This window comes from Streptomyces sp. SS8, assembly GCF_054072955.1.
In genome coordinates, this window is record NZ_JBSVCZ010000003.1 from 149,388 (window position 1) to 168,092 (window position 18,705).

Annotated in this window: 17 protein-coding genes and 1 riboswitch; of the genes, 8 read left to right on the forward strand and 9 right to left on the reverse strand. The window is 73.7% G+C overall.

Features of this window, described 5'->3' with window-relative positions; translation table 11 throughout:
- Position 1 precedes the first annotated feature (1 nt).
- Together ACW69E_RS04610 and ACW69E_RS04615 are read right to left on the reverse strand one after the other, a co-directional pair.
- Positions 2–1,474, reverse strand: coding sequence for an alpha,alpha-trehalose-phosphate synthase (UDP-forming) (locus ACW69E_RS04610; protein ID WP_457496876.1), 1,473 nt, complete (start codon positions 1,472–1,474; stop codon positions 2–4).
- 271 nt (positions 1,475–1,745) lie between these two features.
- The gene (locus tag ACW69E_RS04615) at positions 1,746–2,705 is read right to left on the reverse strand and encodes a glucosyl-3-phosphoglycerate synthase (RefSeq protein ID WP_457496877.1); all 960 of its coding nucleotides are present in this window, start codon (positions 2,703–2,705) and stop codon (positions 1,746–1,748) included.
- Between the two features lie 476 nt (positions 2,706–3,181).
- Positions 3,182–3,324: riboswitch (SAM riboswitch) on the forward strand.
- Positions 3,325–3,342: 18 nt separating this feature from the next.
- Here ACW69E_RS04615 and thrC point away from each other — a divergent pair.
- From thrC to ACW69E_RS04640, 5 genes are all read left to right on the forward strand, one after another.
- A complete protein-coding gene (gene thrC / locus ACW69E_RS04620; RefSeq protein WP_457496878.1) occupies positions 3,343–4,623 on the forward strand; it encodes a threonine synthase in 1,281 nt (426 codons plus the stop codon).
- Entirely contained in the window at positions 4,620–4,898 is a 279-nt protein-coding gene (locus ACW69E_RS04625) for a MoaD/ThiS family protein (protein WP_457496879.1), read from the forward strand. The genes thrC and ACW69E_RS04625 overlap by 4 nt, the downstream gene beginning before the upstream one ends.
- A 502-nt stretch (positions 4,899–5,400) precedes the next feature.
- On the forward strand, positions 5,401–5,604 hold the full coding sequence (locus ACW69E_RS04630; protein ID WP_004986573.1) for a cold-shock protein: 204 nt from the start codon (positions 5,401–5,403) through the stop codon (positions 5,602–5,604).
- Positions 5,605–6,058: 454 nt separating this feature from the next.
- Entirely contained in the window at positions 6,059–7,690 is a 1,632-nt protein-coding gene (gene groL, locus ACW69E_RS04635; RefSeq protein WP_457496880.1) for a chaperonin GroEL, read from the forward strand.
- Between the two features lie 252 nt (positions 7,691–7,942).
- Positions 7,943–9,436, forward strand: coding sequence for an alanine/glycine:cation symporter family protein (locus ACW69E_RS04640; RefSeq protein ID WP_457496881.1), 1,494 nt, complete (start codon positions 7,943–7,945; stop codon positions 9,434–9,436).
- A 137-nt stretch (positions 9,437–9,573) separates the two neighbouring features.
- On the opposite strand, the gene murQ is transcribed toward ACW69E_RS04640, so the two are convergent.
- On the reverse strand, positions 9,574–10,563 hold the full coding sequence (murQ, locus tag ACW69E_RS04645; protein WP_457496882.1) for an N-acetylmuramic acid 6-phosphate etherase: 990 nt from the start codon (positions 10,561–10,563) through the stop codon (positions 9,574–9,576).
- A 169-nt stretch (positions 10,564–10,732) separates the two neighbouring features.
- Positions 10,733–11,668 (reverse strand): MurR/RpiR family transcriptional regulator, encoded by a 936-nt coding sequence (locus ACW69E_RS04650; RefSeq protein ID WP_457496994.1) that lies wholly within the window; start codon positions 11,666–11,668, stop codon positions 10,733–10,735.
- Positions 11,669–11,810: 142 nt separating this feature from the next.
- Here ACW69E_RS04650 and ACW69E_RS04655 point away from each other — a divergent pair, with 142 nt between their 5' ends.
- Both ACW69E_RS04655 and ACW69E_RS04660 read left to right on the forward strand, forming a co-directional pair.
- Entirely contained in the window at positions 11,811–12,233 is a 423-nt protein-coding gene (locus ACW69E_RS04655; RefSeq protein WP_457496883.1) for a hypothetical protein, read from the forward strand.
- Positions 12,230–12,511 carry a DUF4031 domain-containing protein gene (locus tag ACW69E_RS04660; RefSeq protein WP_279950518.1) on the forward strand — a complete coding sequence of 94 codons (282 nt, stop codon included), beginning with the start codon at positions 12,230–12,232 and terminating at the stop codon, positions 12,509–12,511. Before ACW69E_RS04655 ends, ACW69E_RS04660 begins: the two co-directional genes overlap by 4 nt.
- Here ACW69E_RS04660 and ACW69E_RS04665 read toward each other — a convergent pair.
- The 4 genes from ACW69E_RS04665 to ACW69E_RS04680 all read right to left on the reverse strand — a co-directional run bounded on the left by ACW69E_RS04665 (position 12,498) and on the right by ACW69E_RS04680 (position 17,047).
- A complete protein-coding gene (locus ACW69E_RS04665) occupies positions 12,498–13,832 on the reverse strand; it encodes a SpoIIE family protein phosphatase (RefSeq protein ID WP_457496884.1) in 1,335 nt (444 codons plus the stop codon). The two genes, ACW69E_RS04660 and ACW69E_RS04665, sit on opposite strands and share 14 nt — an antisense overlap.
- Positions 13,829–14,629: an alpha/beta fold hydrolase gene (locus ACW69E_RS04670; RefSeq protein WP_457496885.1), complete on the reverse strand. Its 801-nt coding sequence runs from the start codon at positions 14,627–14,629 to the stop codon at positions 13,829–13,831. The genes ACW69E_RS04665 and ACW69E_RS04670 overlap by 4 nt, the downstream gene beginning before the upstream one ends.
- Positions 14,630–14,843: 214 nt before the next feature.
- A complete protein-coding gene (locus ACW69E_RS04675) occupies positions 14,844–16,076 on the reverse strand; it encodes a Cmx/CmrA family chloramphenicol efflux MFS transporter (RefSeq protein WP_457496995.1) in 1,233 nt (410 codons plus the stop codon).
- A gap of 278 nt (positions 16,077–16,354) precedes the next feature.
- Positions 16,355–17,047 carry an HD domain-containing protein gene (locus ACW69E_RS04680; protein ID WP_457496886.1) on the reverse strand — a complete coding sequence of 231 codons (693 nt, stop codon included), beginning with the start codon at positions 17,045–17,047 and terminating at the stop codon, positions 16,355–16,357.
- A 58-nt stretch (positions 17,048–17,105) separates the two neighbouring features.
- On the opposite strand from ACW69E_RS04680, the gene ACW69E_RS04685 reads away from it, so the two are divergent.
- Positions 17,106–17,807 (forward strand): copper homeostasis protein CutC, encoded by a 702-nt coding sequence (locus tag ACW69E_RS04685; protein WP_457496887.1) that lies wholly within the window; start codon positions 17,106–17,108, stop codon positions 17,805–17,807.
- A gap of 75 nt (positions 17,808–17,882) precedes the next feature.
- On the opposite strand, the gene ACW69E_RS04690 is transcribed toward ACW69E_RS04685, so the two are convergent.
- Positions 17,883–18,410, reverse strand: a complete 528-nt coding sequence (locus tag ACW69E_RS04690; protein WP_457496888.1) for a DoxX family protein — start codon at positions 18,408–18,410, stop codon at positions 17,883–17,885.
- Between the last annotated feature and the right edge of the window lie 295 nt (positions 18,411–18,705).

Below are 18,705 nucleotides of genomic sequence, written 5' to 3' on the forward strand. Positions count from 1 at the left end.
ATCAGTCGCGCAGCGCGTTCAGCTGGTCCAGGAACCACTTCGTGGGCGGCAGGGCCGTGGCCGCCGCGGCCAGGCGCTTGGTGCGCTCGGCGCGCTCGCCCGCGTCCATCGTCAGCGCCCGGTGCAGGGCGTCCGCCGTGGCGCCGATGTCGTAGGGGTTGACGGTGATGGCGTCCTCGGCCAGCTCGGCGAAGGCTCCGGCCTCGCGGGAGAGGACCAGCGCGCAGCCGCCGTCGGAGAGCACCGGGATCTCCTTGGCCACCAGGTTCATGCCGTCCCGGATCGGGTTGACCAGGGCGACGTCGGCCAGCCGGTAGGCCGCCAGGGAGCGCGCGAAGTCGTCCTTGAGGTGCAGCTCGACCGGCGTCCAGTCGCCCTCGCCGAACTCCGCGTTGATCCCCTCGGCGACGCGGGCGACCTCGTCGGTGTACTCGCGGTAGACCGCCAGGTCCTGCCGCGAGGGGTAGGCGAAGGCGACGTGCACGACCCGGCCGCGCCACTCGGGGCGGTCGGTCAGCAGCCGCCGGTAGGCGAGCAGGCCGCGGACGATGTTCTTGGACAGCTCGGTGCGGTCCACGCGCACGATCGCCCTGCGCGGCTCGCCGTCGGGCCCGCGGCCGATCTGCCCGCGCAGCAGCGCGATCCGGTCCTCCACGTCCGGCCGCCGGGAGCGCTCGCGCAGGAACTCGGCGTCGGCGCCCAGGCCGTGGACGCCTATGCGCGTCTGCCGGCCCTCGTGGGTGACGATCATCTCGTCGCCGCCGTCGGCCACGGAGACCTCCGCGCCCAGCAGCTTCACACAGCAGTCGGTGAAGGCGTTGGCCCAGCGCCGGGTGAGGAAGGCGGCCCGGTCGGCGCCCAGGATGCCGCGCAGCACCTCGGCGGCCACTCCGCCGTCCGGGTCGTCCGGCAGCATCCGGAAGTAGTCCGGCGGCGCCCAGGGGGTGTGGGAGAAGTGGCCGATGCGCAGGTCGGGACGCCGCTCGCGCAGCATGGCCGGGACGAGGGTGAGGTGGTAGTCCTGCACGAGGACGGCCGCGCCCTCGGCGGCCTCCTGGGCCAGCGCGTCGGCGAACGCCGCGTTGTAGGCCTCGTAGGAGCGCCACTGCCGCTCGAAGTCCGCGTCGAAGGCGGGCTCCAGCGGGGTCTGGTAGAGCATGTGGTGGACGAACCACAGCACGGAGTTGGCGATGCCGTTGTAGGCGTCCGCGAAGACGTCGGGCGCGATGTCGAGCATCCGCACCTGCTGGCCGCCGGTGTCCGCCGGATCCAGCTCGCCGCCCGTGCGCCGCACCGCCTCGCGGTCGCCCTCGCCCAGCGCCGCGCAGACCCACACCGCGTCGCCCTTGACGGCCGACAGGCCGGAGACCAGCCCGCCGCCGCCGCGTTTGACGGTCAGCTCGCCCCCCTCGCCGAGCGTGTGGGAGACGGGACCGCGGTTGGAGGCGACGAGTACCTGGTGCCGAGTGACCATGAGCGGAACCTAGCCGCTGTCCGTACCGCTCAAACGTACGGTTCTCGTCACACGGGGCGCGGAAGGCCCGCGGAGACCGGGCCGGAGCGCACGGGCCGGGGCGCGCACGCGGCGTGTGCGGAGCATGTGCGGGGCGGGGACGGCGGCGCCCGCACGGGGGGCTCCCGCACCGGCCGGTGCGGGAGCGGTTGGAACGGCGCGCGCCGGGCCGGGTACGCACTTCACCGGCGCGCGCCGGGCCGGGGGTTCCCCCTTCTCGGGCCCGCGGTCCTCAGGCCGCCGTGCGGCGGGCGGTGTACTCGGGGACGGTGCACATCGGCGGGCGCTCCTCGGTGTCCACCGGGTGGGTGTGCGGTACGAAACCGCCCCCGGGCACCCGCTCGAACTGCGTGAGCACCGGGCGTATCAGCGGGCCGCGCGCCTGCCGTACGTGGGCGGTGCGGTGTATCGCCGCGGCCATCCGCCCCAGCGCCAGACCGTCCTGGTTGCGGTGCCTGCGCACGCCGACGTCGACCTGTGCGAGCGCGTCGAGCCCGACGGTGTGCAGCGCGTCCACCAGCAGGCCCAGCTCGACGCCGTAGCCGACGGGGAAGCTGAGCCGCTCCAGCAGGGAGCGCCGTGCCGCGTACTCGCCGCCCAGCGGCTGGACGAAGCCCGCCAGCTGCGGCCAGTACAGGTTGAGCAGGGGGCGGGCGACCAGCTCGGTGACCCGGCCGCCGCCGGCCGGGCTGTCGCCGATGGCGCGGTCGTACATCGCCTTGACCATCGCCAGGTCCGGGTCGGTCAGCAGCGGCCCCACGATGCCCGACACGAACGTGGTGTCGAACTCCCGCAGATCCGCGTCGACGAAGCAGACGATCTCGCCGCTGGTGGCCAGCAGCGACCGCCACAGCACCTCGCCCTTGCCCGGCACCGTGGGCAGCCGGGGCAGCACCTCGTCGCGGTGCACCACCTTCGCGCCCGCGGCGGCCGCCACCTCGGAGGTGCGGTCGGTGGAACCGGAGTCCACCACCACCAGCTCGTCGACCAGCGGCATGTCGTCGGTCATCAGTCCGCGGCGGATGGCGGCGACTATGTCGCCGACCGTCGCCTCCTCGTTCAGCGCCGGAAGCACCACGCTCACGCTGCCCGCCGGTCCGGCGGCCCGCTTGGCGGCCAGCAGCCGGTGCAGCGGGCGTTCGGCAGCGCTCCATGAGCGTCGTTCCAGCCAGTGGTCGACCTCATTCAGCACGTGTGCCTCCCTGTCCTTGACGGTCCTCGCCGGTCCTCGCCGGTTTCCGCCGGTTCCCGACGGTCCTCGCGGTCCCGGCATTCCCGGTCTCCCCGGTGCTCCCGGTGGCCCCCGCCGTCCCGGCGGTCCCAGGCATTCTGCGGGACCGGAGTCGCCCGGGTGATCTCGGCGTGTCTCCTGCTGTCGGTCGTGGTGCGGGCCGGGTGCCGGCCGGGAGTGCCGGCCGTGGTCGGACCGTGGTTGCCCGCCACCGGCCGTCCATGCCCGGTGCGGGGCATGTTTCCGGGGCGTTTGTCCGGGTCCGCCTTCCGGAGGGCTCCGGTGCCGTCCCCGTGTGCCTCTCGTCTCGCGGTTCGGACGGCCGGCCTTGCGGTCAAGGGCTTCGGTTACAGTCTTGGACGACGCACGGGAGTTCCGCATCTCGGGGATCCCGTCGTGCACAAACGCCCCGGTCAGGGTATTGGCCGGTGCCATAGAGCTCATCCAGAGGGGCAGAGGGAACGGCCCGTTGAAGCCCCGGCAACCCTCCCGCCGGCACTCGTCGACAACAGTCCGAGGCCACGGTGGGGAAGGTGCCAATTCCGGCCTGCGGCGAAAGGCGTCGCGGGGAAGATGAGGAGAAAGGGCCTCGCCGACCATGGCTGTGCAGACTGTTGTAGCCGACACCGACCTTTCGCTCGGCCCCGCCGTGGCGCTCTCCTGCCGCGAGTGCGGTGAGCGTTTCCCGCTCGGACCGAGCTTCGCCTGCGAGGCGTGTTTCGGCCCCCTGGAGATCGCGTACGACCTGCCGGGGGGTGACCCGGAGGAGCTGCGGAAGCGGATCGAGGCCGGCCCGGACAGCATCTGGCGCTACGCCCCGCTGCTGCCGGTCCCGGCCGACGTGGCGGACAAGCCGAACCTGAACCCGGGCTTCACCAGGCTGGTCAGGGCCGACAACCTCGCCCGCGAGCTGGGCGTCACCGGCGGCCTGTACGTCAAGGACGACTCCGGCAACCCCACGCACTCCTTCAAGGACCGGGTGGTGGCCATCGCCGTCGAGGCCGCCCGCGCCTTCGGTTTCACCACCCTGTCGTGCTCCTCCACCGGCAACCTCGCCGGCGCGGTCGGCGCCGCGGCGGCCCGCGCGGGCCTGCGCTCGTGCGTGTTCATCCCGCACGACCTGGAGCAGGGCAAGGTCGTCATGGCCGCGGTCTACGGCGGCGACCTGGTGGGCATCGAGGGCACCTACGACGATGTGAACCGCTTCTGCTCGGAGCTGATCGGGGACCCGATCGGGGAAGGCTGGGGCTTCGTCAACGTCAACCTCCGCCCGTACTACGCGGAGGGCTCCAAGACCCTGGCGTACGAGATCTGCGAGCAGCTCGGCTGGCGGCTGCCGGACCAGCTCGTCGTCCCGATCGCCTCCGGCTCCCAGCTCACCAAGATCGACAAGGGGCTGCGCGAGCTGATCGCCCTGGGGCTGGTCGAGGACCGGCCCTACAAGATCTTCGGCGCCCAGGCCGAGGGCTGCTCGCCGGTGGCGCGGGCCTTCAAGGACGGCCACGACGTGGTGCGGCCGGTGAAGCCGGACACCATCGCCAAGTCGCTGGCCATCGGCAACCCGGCCGACGGCCCGTACGTGCTGGACATCGCCCGCCGCACCGGAGGCGCGGTGGAGGACGTGAACGACGGGCAGATCGTCGACGCGATCAAGCTGCTGGCCCGCACCGAGGGCGTCTTCGCCGAGACCGCGGGCGGCGTGACCGTCGGCGTGACGAGGAAGCTGATCGAGGCCGGTGTGCTCGACCCGTCCCTGACCACCGTCGTCCTCAACACCGGCGACGGCCTCAAGACCCTGGACGCGGTGGCGCCGACCACCGGACCGTCCGCGATCATCCGTCCGAACCTGGACTCCTTCCGAGAGGCTGGCCTGGCATGAGCGTCACCGTCCGAATCCCGACCATCCTGCGCACCTACACCGGCGGCCGGGCCGAGGTGCCCGCCGAGGGCGCCACGCTCGCCGAGGTCATCGCGGACCTGGAGAAGAACCACCAGGGCATCTCCGCCCGGGTGCTGGACGACTCCGGCAAGCTGCGCCGCTTCGTGAACGTCTACGTCGACGACGACGACGTCCGCTTCGCCGACGGTCTGGGGACGCCGACGCCGGACGGCTCGGGAGTCTCCATCATCCCGGCCGTCGCGGGCGGCTGCTGACCGGACGGCCGGCGGCCGGACCTTCGGCGCCGTACGCGCCACCGCACGCGGGCGGCCCCGCGCCCCCTCTCGCACGGAGGGGGGCGCGGGGCCGCCCGCGTGTGCGCTCCATGGGGGAGGGCGTGTGGCAGCGACGGGAAACGGAATTGGTAATTCCGGCCCCTGGAGAGCGGTAGAGTGAGCGTGCCTCCCCCCAAGTGCGCACTTCGGCGCCCATGAGAACGCGACAACTTGTGCCCGGATTTACCGCGTGAATTGTCGTGTCGGTCCGCTATGCCCGGCCCGAGTTGCCCCGCTTTCCCGCCGTTCATGTGCTTATCGGCAATCCGGCGTGACCGGAATTCTCGTCCGACAGACCTGTTGCGGAGGGCGTCTGCCCAGATACATTCAGCCGCGGTCGACGCGTTCCGGCGCACGCCGCCCCCTCTCGCCGGGGGGTGGTGACTGACCCGGGTCCGCGGAGCGCGGGCTCGCGCAAGGGCCGGCAATAGGGGAGTTAGGAATGGCTCAAGGCACCGTCAAGTGGTTCAACGCGGAGAAGGGATACGGCTTCATCGCGGTCGACGGTGGGGCGGACGTGTTCGTCCACTACAGCGCGATCCAGATGGACGGATACCGCACCCTTGAGGAAGGGCAGCGGGTCGAGTTCGAGATTTCGCAGGGCCAGAAGGGCCCGCAGGCGGACATGGTCCGCGTGACGGCCTGAAGCGCCGGACACACGCACCACGACGCACACCAGCAGTAGACGGCACAGGAGGGCCCGCGTCCCGGCAGGGGCGCGGGCCCTCCTGTTGTGCGCCCGCGCACCGGGGAGGGCCCGCGGTTCCGTCCGCGCTCCGTCTCCGCGCTCCGTCTCCGCGCTCCCCGTCTCCGCGCTCCCCGTCTCCGCGCTCCCCGCCTCCGTGCCCGTACCGCCGGGTACGGGCGCGCGGAACACCTGCGCGCTTGCACTCGGAGGGGTCGAGTGCTAATCATTGGCGTTAGCACTCTGAAGGTGAGAGTGACAAAGCAAGGACCGGTTCGGTGAGGTCCGCAAGCCCGGTGGAGCAAGGAACCGCCGGGCCGGTGGGCCGTCCGTCGCGGGCGCCAGAGCGGTCCGGACACATCCCAAACCCGCCCCTGGCCTTCGGCATGGGGAACCCCAGGGAGGACCACTTCACATGGCCAAGACCATCGCGTTCGACGAGGAGGCGCGGCGCGGCCTCGAGCGCGGGATGAACCAGCTCGCCGACGCCGTCAAGGTCACGCTCGGCCCCAAGGGCCGCAACGTCGTCCTTGAGAAGAAGTGGGGCGCCCCCACGATCACCAACGATGGTGTCTCCATCGCCAAGGAGATCGAGCTCGAGGACCCGTACGAGAAGATCGGCGCCGAGCTGGTCAAGGAGGTCGCGAAGAAGACCGACGACGTCGCCGGTGACGGTACGACCACCGCGACCGTCCTGGCCCAGGCGCTGGTCCGCGAGGGTCTGCGCAACGTCGCCGCCGGCGCCAACCCGATGGCCCTCAAGCGCGGTATCGAGAAGGCCACCGAGGCCGTCTCCGCCGCCCTGCTGGAGCAGGCCAAGGAGGTGGAGACCAAGGAGCAGATCGCCTCGACCGCCTCCATCTCCGCCGCCGACACCCAGATCGGCGAGCTGATCGCCGAGGCCATGGACAAGGTCGGCAAGGAAGGCGTCATCACCGTCGAGGAGTCGCAGACCTTCGGTCTGGAGCTCGAGCTCACCGAGGGCATGCGCTTCGACAAGGGCTACATCTCCGCCTACTTCGCCACCGACATGGAGCGGATGGAGGCGGTCCTGGAGGACCCCTACATCCTGATCGCCAACTCCAAGATCAGCGCCGTCAAGGACCTGCTCCCGCTGCTGGAGAAGGTCATGCAGGCCGGCAAGCCGCTGCTGATCATCGCCGAGGACGTCGAGGGCGAGGCCCTCTCCACCCTGGTGGTCAACAAGATCCGCGGCACCTTCAAGTCCGTCGCCGTCAAGGCCCCGGGCTTCGGCGACCGCCGCAAGGCCATGCTCGGCGACATCGCCATCCTCACCGGTGGCCAGGTCATCTCCGAGGAGGTCGGCCTCAAGCTGGAGAACGCCGGTCTGGAGCTGCTGGGCCGCGCCCGCAAGGTCGTCATCACCAAGGACGAGACCACCATCGTCGACGGTGCCGGTGACAGCGAGCAGGTCAACGGCCGCGTGAGCCAGATCCGCGCCGAGATCGAGAACTCCGACTCCGACTACGACCGCGAGAAGCTCCAGGAGCGTCTGGCGAAGCTGGCCGGCGGCGTGGCCGTCATCAAGGCCGGCGCCGCCACCGAGGTGGAGCTCAAGGAGCGCAAGCACCGCATCGAGGACGCGGTGCGCAACGCCAAGGCGGCCGTCGAGGAGGGCATCGTCGCCGGCGGCGGCGTGGCCCTGCTGCAGGCCTCCGCGGTCTTCGAGAAGCTGGAGCTCGACGGCGACGAGGCCACCGGTGCCGCCGCGGTCAAGGCCGCGCTGGAGGCCCCGCTGAAGCAGATCGCGGTCAACGCCGGCCTCGAGGGCGGCGTCATCGTGGAGAAGGTGCGCAACCTGACCCCGGGCCACGGCCTGAACGCCGCCTCCGGTGAGTACGTGGACATGATCGCCGAGGGCATCATCGACCCGGCCAAGGTCACCCGCTCCGCGCTGCAGAACGCCGCCTCCATCGCGGCGCTCTTCCTCACCACCGAGGCCGTCATCGCCGACAAGCCGGAGAAGGCCGCGGGCGGCGCCGACGCCGCCGCCGCTGCCGGCATGGGCGGTGGCATGGACTTCTGATCCGCCCGGCGGATCGGTGGTTCCCACCGGGCGCGCACCGCGCGCACGGTGAACAGGGCGGCACCCCGCGAGGGGTGCCGCCCTCTCGCTATGTCCAGTATGTGAGATTTGGCACCGCGTCGCGGCCTGCCCGGGAGGCGGCGCACCGGATAGCCTCCCGTGGGCCGCGTACGGGCGATCCCCCGCGCGGCGCCTTCACTCTGTTTCCAGAGCCGAACCCACCCCACACGACTCCTGGACGGCACCTACGCGATGAGCACGCTCGAAACAGTGATCGTCGAGATCAACGACCACTTCTGGACCTATCTGCTGATCCCCCTGGTGGCCGTGGCGGGCCTGTACTTCACCGTCCGCTCCAAGGCCATGCAGATCCGGCTCCTGCCGGAGATCGTCAGGACGGTCGCGGAGCGGCCCCGTGCCGGGACCGACGGCAGGAAACCGGTCTCCCCGTTCGGCGCCTTCACCATCTCCGCCGCCGCCCGCATCGGCACCGGCAACATCGCCGGCGTCGCGGCGGCCATCACCGTCGGAGGGCCGGGCGCGGTCTTCTGGATGTGGATGATGGCCCTGGTCGGCGGCGCCTCCGCGTTCGTGGAGTCCACCCTCGCCCAGCTCTACAAGGTGCGCGACCGGAGCAAGGGAGGCGAGGGCGCCTACCGCGGCGGTCCCGCGTACTACATGCAGCGCGGCCTGGGCCGGCGCTGGGTCGGCGTGCTCTTCGCCGTGATCATCACCCTGACCTTCGGCCTGGTGTTCACGGCCGTGCAGTCCAACACGATCGCCTCGGTCACCGCCGGATCGCTGGGCACGGGCGGCGACGGCGGCTCCGGCTGGGTCGCCCCGGTCGTCGGCGCGGCCCTCGCCGTGCTGCTCGGACTGGCCGTCTTCGGCGGGGTGCGCAGGATCGCCTCGGTCACCAAGGTGCTCGTCCCCGTGATGGCCGTGATCTACCTGCTGGTGGGCCTGGCCGTGATGGTGCTCAACTTCTCCGAGGTGCCGCGCGTCCTCGCCGACATCGTCGGCGGCGCCTTCGGTCTGCGCGAGGTCGCCGGAGGCGGCATCGGCGCGGCGATCCAGCAGGGCGTGCGCCGCGGCATGTTCTCCAACGAGGCGGGCCTGGGCTCCGCCCCGAACGCCGCCGCCGCGGCCGAGACCTCCCACCCGGTCAAGCAGGGCCTGGTGCAGACCATGGGTGTCTTCTTCGACACCCTGGTGGTCTGCACGATGACCGCCTTCGTCATCCTCTCCGCCAACCCGGAGCTCTCCGGGCGCCAGGGCGCCGACCTCACGCAGTCCGCGCTGCAGGAGACCCTGGGCGGCTGGGCCGGCCACCTGCTGACGCTGGTGGTCTTCCTGCTCGCCTTCAGCTCGATGATCGGCAACTACTACTACGGCGAGTCCAACATCGAGTTCATCACCCGCAGCCGCTCGGTCATGCTCGGCTACCGGGGGCTCGTCCTGGCCGCCGCCTTCCTGGGCGCGCTGGGCTCGCTGAGCGTGGTGTGGAGCCTCGCCGACGTCACCATGGGCGCCATGGCCCTGGTCAACCTGCTGGCGATCCTGCCGCTGTCGGTGATCGCCTTCCGGCTGATGGAGGACTACCTCGCCCAGCGCCGCGCGGGCCTGGACCCCGTCTTCACCCGCGACCGCCTGCCGGACCTGACCGGTGTGGAGTGCTGGGAGGCGGCGCCCGCCGAGCGGGGCGGGCAGGACGAGCCCGCACGGGCGGAGGCGCGGAACGGCTGAGCAGGCCGCCCGGTCCGGGCACGGACACCGTCCGCGCCGCCGGCCCCCGGCGCGCACCATCCCCTTCCGGTGCGCGCCGGGGGCTTTCCGCGTGCGCCCGCCCGCCGTACGCCTGCCGCCGTGCGCGGCGCGGGACGTCAGCCGCGTGCCGCCTCCAGGGCCGCGCGCAGCCGGCCGCCCGACTCCCTCAGCAGCCGCTCGGCCGTGGGGCCGTCCACCTCGCCCAGGATGGTGAGGATGGCGTTCTTCACCTCGCCGCCGGTGGCCGCCAGCGCCGACTCGACCCGCTCCTCGCTCGCCCCCGTGGCCAGCGAGACGATACGGCGCGAGCGGGCCCGCAGCTTCTCGTTCGAGGCGCGCACGTCGACCATCAGGTTCCCGTACGTCTTGCCCAGCCGGATCATGGTGATGGTCGAGATCATGTTGAGGACCAGCTTCTGGGCCGTGCCCGCCTTGAGCCGGGAGGAGCCGGTGATCAGCTCCGGGCCCACGACGACCTCGATGCCGTGGTCGGCCGCCGCCGCCAGCGGCGAGCCGGAGTTGCAGGACAGCCCGACCGTCAGCGCCCCCAGCCGCCGCGCGTGCTCGACCGCGCCGACGGTGTACGGGGTGCGCCCGGAGGCGGAGACGCCGACCACCACGTCGTCGGGGCCCAGCCCCAGTCCGTCGAGGTCGGCCGCGGCGAGGCCGGGGCGGTCCTCGGCTCCCTCGGCCGCGCTGACCAGCGCGTCCGGGCCGCCCGCGATCACCCCGACGACCTGGGAGGGATCGGTGTCGAAGGTGGGCGGGCACTCGCTGGCGTCCACCACGCCCAGCCGGCCGGCCGTCCCCGCCCCCGCGTAGACCAGCCGGCCGCCGCGCGCCATCCGCTCGGCGGTGGCGTCGATGGCGGCGGCGATGCGCGGGAGCTGGGAGGCGACGGCGGCGGGAACGGTGGCGTCCTCCCCGTTCATGACCCTGGCGATCTCCAGGGTGGGGAGCCGGTCGATCTCGGACAGGTCGCTGCGGAACGCCTCGGTGGTGAGCGTGTCCAGCTCGGCGCGCAGCCGGTCGTACGCGCCGTCCGGATCGAGGGAGTCGCGGGGGTCGCCGGACTCGTGGCCGGCGGCGGTCGGAGAGGAGGTCATGAGGGTGCGGCTCTTTCCGTTCTTCCGGATGCCGGGGCCGGCCACCGGTGCCGGCGCCCGGGCGGGGGTGTGGGGGGTTGGGCGGTGCTGATCGGGTGCTGCTCAGGCGCTGTTCGGCTGCTGCTCGGGTGTGCTGGGGCGGTCGAGGGGGCGGGTGCGGGCGCGGGGGTCAGCGCTGCCGGGGCGAGTGGCGGTGGGCCAGCGCCTCGTAGGAGGCCGCCAGCGCGGGGGCGGCGGTCTCGTAGGTGCGCTGTGCCACGCCGATGAACAGGCAGTCCACGACCAGCAGCTGGCTGGTCCGGCTGGACATGGCCGCCGGGCGCAGCTCGCTCTCGCGCGCCGTGGAGGTGGTCAGCACGTGGTCGGCGTACTGCGCGATCTCCCCGTCCGGGCGGCCGGTGACGGCCACGGTGGTGGCGCCGTGGTCGAAGGCGACGCGCAGCGGTTCGATCACGTCCACCGTACGGCCGGAGTGGGTCACCGCCAGGGCGACGTCACCGGCGCGCAGCTGCACGGCGCCGGTGACGGCCAGGTGCGGATCGGCGTGGGCGTGGGCGACCAGGCCGATCCGCAGCAGCTTCTGCGCCAGGTCCTGGGCGACCAGGGCGGAGGCGCCGGCGCCGTAGAGGTCTATCCGGCGGGCGGAGGCCATGGCGTGCACGGCCGCCTCGACCTGGCCGGGGTCCAGACCGGCGGCGGTGTCGGCGAGGGTCTGCCGCTCGTCGTGGGCGAGCTTGGCTATGACCTCCTCGATGGGATCGTCCACGGCGATGTCGGCGGTCACCGACGGGGAGGCGCCGGAGGCCTGCTGCGCGGCGAGCCCGGCCAGCGCCAGGCGCAGATCGCGGTAGCCGGGGTAGCCCAGCAGGCGCGAGGTCCGCACGACGGTGGCCTCGCTGGTGCCGGTGCGCTCGGCGAGACCGGTGACGGTGAGCCGCGCGCATCCGGCGGGGTCGCCGGCGACGGCCTCGGCGACGCGCTGCATGGAGCGGGTCATCGAGGGGGCCATGGTGCGCACCTTGGCCGCGAGGGCGGCGGGCTCGGGGGGACCGGGGCGGAGGCCCGGCGCGGTGTCGCGGGCCGGACCGGAGAAACTTTCCTTCACAGTGTTGTTCACATGGCGGAAGGTATTTTCACCGGACGTGGCCGTCAAGAGGCCGTCAAGAGGTACCTCATCCCGGCGGTGGCCGGGCCCGGTCGCGGCCGGCGGGGCGATTCCGCCGGTCTTCTGCTCCAATGGAGGGGCTATGGCAGAGCAGCACCCCCCTTCCCCCGGTCCCGATCCCCACGACTCCGATCCCCGCGAACCCGACCCCCACGGCCTCGAACGCGCCCTGCACGCCGGCCGGGCGCTCGTCCTCGCCGACCTCACCGCCTGCGGCATCGCCGAGGCCGAGGTCGTCTCGCTGGTCGAGGACGCGGTCTCCCACCGCCGCTGGTGGGTCGAGCAGTGGCCCGAGGGCGTCTCCTTCGTCGCGGGCCTGATCGCCCAGGACGTCCAGGACGCCCTGCTGGACCGCCGGGGCCGCTGGCCGGGCTGCCCGCTGTGCGGCGGTGAGGAGGAGCACGCCCTCGACGTCGAGCCCGAGCTGGGACCGGACCCGCACTGGGTGTGCGGCCGGACGGCGACGGCGGTGGCGCCCGTCGGGGAGCTGGGAAGGGCCCGGTGACCGTCTACATCGACCCGCCGGAGTGGCCGGGCCACGGGATGTTGTGGTCGCACCTGGTCAGCGACGTCTCCTACGAGGAGCTGCACGCGTTCGCCGCCGCCCTCGGCTGCCCGCGCCGCGCCTTCGACCGCGACCACTACGACGTGCCCGCCCACCGGTACGAGCGGGCGGTGCGGCTGGGCGCGGTCGAGGTGGGCAGCAAGGAGCTGCTGCGGCGGCTGACGGAGGCGGGCCTGCGGCGGCGCCGTCCCCCGCGCCGGGTGGTCACGGCGACCTGAGCGGCTCCGGCCCGTCAGGGGTGCCCGGCCCGTCAGGGGTGTCAGGGGTGCCCGGGCCGCCCCGGGAGGCGGGGACGCCGAGGGCCAGTACGGCGGTGTCGTCGTCCACCCCCTCGCCCAGCCCCTCCAGCAGGGCGCCGATGGCGGCGACGGCGTCCGCGGCGCTCGTCGGGGCCAGCCCGGCCGCGAAGTCGAGCAGGGCCTCCTCGCCGTAGCGCCCTCCGTCCAGCTGCCCGTGGCGGCCGTCGGCGTGGGCGGTGCGGGCCTCGGTCAGTCCGTCGGTGTACAGCAGCAGGGTGTCGCCGGGGGCCAGGCGCACGGTGGTGGCGGCGAAGTGGGCGTTCGGCAGCACCCCGACCAGCTGGCCTCCGGGGGTGTGCAGGTATCCGGCGGTGCCGTCGGCGCGCATCAGCAGGGCCGGGGGGTGGCCGCCGCCGGCGAGGGTGATCTCGCAGCCGTGCTCGCCCGGGGTGAGCAGACCGTGGATGACGGTGCAGAAGCGCGGGTCCTCGCCGTGGTTCTCGTGCTCCAGGACGGTGTTGAGGTTGGCCAGCACCCTGAGCGGGTCGGGGTCGGAGGCGCTCGCGGCACGCAGGGAGTAGCGGGCGAGGGAGGTGACGGCCGCCGCCGCGGCGCCCTTGCCGGACACATCGCCGAGGAAGAACCCCCAGCACCCCCCGGAGACGGGGAACAGGTCGTAGAAGTCGCCGCCGACCTCGTCGATCGAGGCGGTGTGGTAATGCGCGGCCAGCTCGGTGCCGGGGATGTCGGGCAGGGCGGGCGGCAGCAGGCTGCGCTGGAGGGTGGTGGCCAGCTGCTGGACGCGTTCGCGCTCGCGGTCGGCCTCCTGCCGGGCACGCAGCAGCTCGGTCTCGTACGCGCGGCGGTCGCGGGCCTCGAAGACGGAGATGCGCACCAGTGCCGGCCGCCCCTCGGAGCCCTCCCGCACCGCGGCGGCGACCAGCACCGGCAGCCGGCTGCCGTCGGCGGCCTTCATCTCCAGCGCGATCCCGCCGATGCGCCCCTGCATCCCCAGCAGCGGGGCGAGGTGGGTCTCGTAGTAGATCCTGCCGCCGACGCTGAGCAGCCGGGAGAAGGTCCGGTGGCCGACCAGCTCCTCGCGGCGGTAACCGAGCCAGTCCAGCAGGGTGGCGTTGACCTTGACGATCCTGCCGTCGGGGAGCGTGGAGAGCTGGCCGCACGGGGCGTTCTCGTACAGCTCCTCCGGGTCGTCCTCCGGATTCCCGCCGTCCTCCGGTTCCGGCTCGTCCGGTTCCTGTTCCGGTTCCGGCTCCGGGGCCGGGCTCGCGCGGGAGGTCACCGAGACCTCGCGAAGGAGGCGATGGCCTCGGCCGTCGGGCCGGGGCTGCTCAGCTGCGGGCAGTGCCCGTGGGCGTCCAGGGTGACCAGGGTGCTTCCGGCGATCTCGTCCCGGACGAACGAGCCCACCTCGCGCGGGGCGAGGGTGTCGTGCGCGCACTCGACCACCAGCGTCGGCACGGTCACCCCGGCCAGGTCCTCGCGGTTGTCGGAGAGGAAGGTGGTGCGGGCGAAGACGCGGGCCATGCGCGGGTCGGTGCGGCAGAAGCTGTTGGTCAGCTCCTCGCCCAGCTCGGGCCGCTCCGGATTGCCCATGATCACCGGCGCCATCACCGCGGACCAGCCCAGGTAGTTGCTCTCCAGCGACTCCAGCAGCTCCTCGATGTCGGCCCGGCTGAACCCGCCCCGGTAGTCGCCCTCGTCGATGTAGGAGGGGGAGGGGGTGAGCAGGACCAGCTTGGCGAAGCGCTCCGGTTCGCGCAGCACCGCCAGTACCCCGATCATGGCGCTGACCGAGTGCCCCACGAACACCACGTCCCGCAGGTCCAGGGCGCGGCAGATCTCCAGCACGTCCTGCGCGTACCCCTCCAGGGAGGAGTAGCGCTCCTCGTCCCAGGCGGCGGGGTCCGAGCGGCCGGAGCCCACATGGTCGAAGAGGACCACCCGGAACTCCCCGGCCAGCGCGGGTGCCACCAGGCGCCACAGGTTCAGGTCGCAGCCGAATCCGTGCGCCAGCATCACCACCGGCCCGTCCTCCCGGCCGGTGACGGTGACGTTGTTCCTCCTGCGCACGTCCATCTCGCATGTCCTTTCACCCGTGCCCGGCGTGCCGGCCGCCGGAGGGTCGTTTGCCGGAGGGCCGGTCGCGGGCGTTCCGCGGGTGGCCTGCGGGTGTACCGGCCACCGAGGGTAATCCGGTACCCGGGACGGGGCGCGTCGGAACGGTCCGGGGCGGGAGGACGGCCCCGCGGGTCCGGCCGGGCCGTGGCGGCCGCCGGCGCCCCCGGACGGATCAGCCCGCGGCCTCGGTGACCCGTCCGGGTGCGCCGGCGGCCGCTTCCGCGGGCGAGCCGGCCACCACCCGGGAGGCGGCGGTGCGCCGGTGCCACCGGGAGGCCGCCACCGTCGCGCCGACGGCCGCGGCGGCCAGCAGCGCGCTGACCCAGGAGACGCCGGTGTAGCCCCAGCCCGCGGTGATCACCAGTCCGCCGATCCAGGGGCCGAGGGTGTTGCCGATGTTGAACGCGGAGGTGGTCGTCGCGCCCGCCAGGGTGGGCGCGGCGCCCGCCACCTCGAACATCCGGGCGTTGATGGCGGGGGCGGTGAAGAACGAGGTCACCCCCAGCCCCAGCGCCAGCCCGACGGCCGCCACCGGCAGATGCGCGGTGAGCGCCAGCAGCGCCAGTACGGCGGTGGTGGCGGCCAGACCGGCGTACATGGCGCCGAACAGGTGTGCGTCGCCGACCCGGCCGCCGAGCGCGGCGCCGATCAGCGCGCCGACCCCGTACAGCGCCAGCACGGTCGGCACCCAGCCCTCGCCCAGGCCGGCGGTGTCGGTGAGCAGCGGGGAGAGGTAGGAGAAGAGGCAGAAGGTGGCGGCGGCGTTGAGCGCGGTGATCACCAGTGCCAGCCATACCTGGCCGTCGCGGTAGATCCGCAGTTCGCGCCGGAGCACGGGCCGGTCCGCGCCGGTGGGCGGCTGGGTGGGCGGTACCAGCGCCAGCACCCCGGCCACCGCGACCGCCGCCATGACGGCCACCGCCCAGAACGCGGCCCGCCAGCCGGCGTGCTGTCCCAGAAGGGCCCCGGCCGGTACGCCCAGGACGTTGGCGACGCTCAGTCCGCCGATCATCACCGCCATCGCCTTCGCCTTCGCGCCCGCCGGGGCCAGTGACACGGCCACGGCGGCGCCCACCGCCCAGAACCCGGCGCACGCCAGCGCGCTCACCACGCGCGAGGCGAACAGCACCTCGTACGTCGGCGCGAGGGCGCCGGCCGCCTGCCCGGCCCCGAAAGCGGCCAGCAGCGCCACCAGCGTGGTGCGGCGGGGCAGCCGCAGCGTCGCGCCGGCCAGCACCGGGGCGCCGACCACCATGCCGATGGCGAAGGCGGACACCAGCAGCCCGGCCTGCGGAATGGTCACCGACATGTCGCGGGCGATCGGCTGGAGCAGCCCGGCGATCATGAACTCCGAGGTGCCGAGCGCGAACACGGACAGCCCCAGGACGTAGACGGCCAGGGGCATGCGCGGCCGCTTCGCGAGGGGCGGAGCGGCCGGGGGCGCGGCGCCGGGGGAGGGCTTGGCCGGGGCGTCGGGGGTGCCGGGGGCGTCGGGGGTTTCGCCGGAGGCGGCGCCGGGATCGGGGTGGGGCATGTACGGGCCCAACATCACCGGCGGTTCCCTCATTCCTCGCCGGGCTCTTTCGTGCCTTTGATCACGTCGGGTCCTTTGCGCCTCCCGCGTCGCGGGCCCTCCCGCCGTCCGTCCGTCCGGTCGTCCGTCCGGCCGTCCGCCGCGCCGCCCTAGCCGGCCGACAGCAGCTCCAGCTCCGTTTCCAGGTTGCGGCGGGCGGCGTGCTCCCAGTGCTCCCGGCCGTAGTGGGTGCGGAACAGGGCGGGCAGGTCCAGCAGCCGGCGCAGGACCTCGGCGCGGCCGGCCCGGAAGGCCTCGTCGGGGACGAAGCCGTACTCCTCACGGACGGCGGCGGCGTAGGCCGCGTACTCCCGCGGCGACCCGGCCAGCACCGCGAGGTCGGCGTCGCAGAGCACCTCGCCGCCCGTGTCGCCGGGGGCCGGGTCGTGTCCGGCGGTGAGGCGGACCAGCCGGGCCACCTCGGCGGCCAGGGCGGGGGAGGCGCCCGCCTCGGGCAGGGCGCGCTCGGCCAGGCGGGCGCTGCGCTCCTCGTTGGTGGAGCGCTCCGGGAGGTACACCGCGTCGTGGAACCAGGCGGCCAGCGAGACGGCGGCGACCTCCTCGGGGCCGGAGCAGTGAGCGGAGAGCAGGCCGACGCGGTCCAGGACGGCGATCAGGTGGTCGGTGGTGTGGTAGCGGCGGTGGGGCTCGGCCCAGCGCGCGAGGAGGTCGTCGGCATAGGCGTACGGGGAGGGGGTGCCGGCGGGGAGACCGGCCTCCGGGCGGCGTACGGCCAGGAGGGTGCGGGTCCAGCGCTCGCGCAGCGCCTCGTGGGCCGGATGGCGGTTCTTCGGCGTGGCCATGGCGCAATTGTGTGCCCCGTCTTCCCGGCGTGTCCCGCGATATGGCAGGCTCCGCTATATGTCTAGACCAATCCTCGAAGTGATCGCCCTCGACGCACGCGACGCGATCGCCGCGCAGACCGGCGGGGCGGACCGCCTCGAACTGGTCGGCGACATGGCCGCCGACGGCCTCACCCCCGCCCGGGAGACCTTCGCCGCCGTCCGCGGCGCCACCGACCTGCCGGTGCGGGTGATGCTGCGCGCGGCGGGCGGGTTCGCGGCGGGCGGCGAGGCGGCGCTGGAGGAGTTGTGCGAGCGGGCGCGCGAGCTGCGCGCGGAGGGCGCCGAGGAGTTCGTGCTCGGCTTCCTCGACGACACCGGGCAGCCCGACCTCGCCGCGATCGGCGCGCTCCTCGACGCCGTCCCCGGCTGCCGCTGGACCTTCCACCGCGCCATCGACCACTGCGCCGACCGCGCCGGGCTGCGCAAGAGGCTCGACGGGCACCCCGGTCTGGACGCCTACCTCACCGCCGGCTCGGCGGACGGCGTGACGGCGGGCCTGGCCGTCCTGTGCGCCGAGGCGGCCCGTACGGCCGCCGGGGAGCCCGGCTACCTCCCGCTGCTGATGGCCGGCGGCGGCCTGGGCCTCGACCACGTCCCCGCCCTGCGCGCGGCGGGCGTGACCGCCTTCCACATCGGCGGCGCGGCCCGCCCCGGCGGCTGGGACACCCCGGTCTCCCCGGACGCGGTGCGCACCTGGCGCCGGACGCTGGACGGCTGAACGGGCGGGCCCCGGCCCCGGCACACGGGGGTGGCCGGGAGCGGTCCCCCGCTTCCGGCCACCCCCGCTTCGGACTCACCCCCGCAGAGCGGGGTTCCGTACCACCCCGGCCTCCGGCAGCCGCCGGACCGGGGCGCGGTCGTCGACGGCCGCCCACAGCGCGACGGCGATGAGGAGCGCCTGCAGGGGGACCCTGAACCACAGGGGCGTGGCCGCGCCGCCGTTGAAGGCGACACCCTCGACCGCGGCGTGGACGTTGGCCGGGAGCATCAGCGAGAAGAGCACGGCCAGCCCGAATCCGGCCGCCGGGCGGGTCGCCGCCAGGACGAGACCCGCGGCGCCGAGGAGCTCCAGCACACCGGTCAGGTAGACCATGGTGTGGGCCCACGGCACGAACGGCGGGACCATGGCCGCCATGTCCCCGTGCCCGGGCATCGCGGTGGCGCCCGAGCTGATGAAGTGCGTGGCCGCGGTGACCGTCAGCATGACCGCCAGGCCGTGCGCGGCCGCGATCCGCCACGTCGAGAACCGGCCGACGCCCAGTGCGCCGAGCAGCCGGAAACCCAGTGCCGGGCCGATGAGGAGCATGAGCGTTCCGAACATGGTCGGCCTCCGGGGCGAGGAGAGGGGGGAAGCGGATGAGCGGGGTCGCGGACGGGATGTCCGCCGTGCCTTGCCGCGCCGTGCCGCTTTCCGGCTGCTTCGGCGCCCACCCGTACTCTTCCACCGGGCCGCTCCCGCGGGGCGTGGTGAAGGTCCCCCGGCGCCGGGGCCGCAGGTCGCCCCTCCGCCGCCCGGCCGGCCCCGGGAGCCGGGACGTCCGGCCCTGGCGGGACCGCACCGCCCGGTCACGGCGCTCCGCCCGGAGGCCCGTCGCCGGGCCGCTCCCGCCCGGCCG

Coding starts and splice junctions, on each gene's coding strand:
- ACW69E_RS04610 (WP_457496876.1), bottom strand. CDS start 1,474: ATGGTCACTCGGCACCAGGTACTCGTCGCCTCCAACCGCGGTCCCGTC.
- thrC (WP_457496878.1), top strand. CDS start 3,343: ATGGCTGTGCAGACTGTTGTAGCCGACACCGACCTTTCGCTCGGCCCC.
- ACW69E_RS04625 (WP_457496879.1), top strand. CDS start 4,620: ATGAGCGTCACCGTCCGAATCCCGACCATCCTGCGCACCTACACCGGC.
- ACW69E_RS04630 (WP_004986573.1), top strand. CDS start 5,401: ATGGCTCAAGGCACCGTCAAGTGGTTCAACGCGGAGAAGGGATACGGC.
- groL (WP_457496880.1), top strand. CDS start 6,059: ATGGCCAAGACCATCGCGTTCGACGAGGAGGCGCGGCGCGGCCTCGAG.
- ACW69E_RS04640 (WP_457496881.1), top strand. CDS start 7,943: ATGAGCACGCTCGAAACAGTGATCGTCGAGATCAACGACCACTTCTGG.
- murQ (WP_457496882.1), bottom strand. CDS start 10,563: ATGACCTCCTCTCCGACCGCCGCCGGCCACGAGTCCGGCGACCCCCGC.
- ACW69E_RS04655 (WP_457496883.1), top strand. CDS start 11,811: ATGGCAGAGCAGCACCCCCCTTCCCCCGGTCCCGATCCCCACGACTCC.
- ACW69E_RS04670 (WP_457496885.1), bottom strand. CDS start 14,629: ATGGACGTGCGCAGGAGGAACAACGTCACCGTCACCGGCCGGGAGGAC.
- ACW69E_RS04675 (WP_457496995.1), bottom strand. CDS start 16,076: ATGCCCCTGGCCGTCTACGTCCTGGGGCTGTCCGTGTTCGCGCTCGGC.
- ACW69E_RS04680 (WP_457496886.1), bottom strand. CDS start 17,047: ATGGCCACGCCGAAGAACCGCCATCCGGCCCACGAGGCGCTGCGCGAG.
- ACW69E_RS04685 (WP_457496887.1), top strand. CDS start 17,106: ATGTCTAGACCAATCCTCGAAGTGATCGCCCTCGACGCACGCGACGCG.
- ACW69E_RS04690 (WP_457496888.1), bottom strand. CDS start 18,410: ATGTTCGGAACGCTCATGCTCCTCATCGGCCCGGCACTGGGTTTCCGG.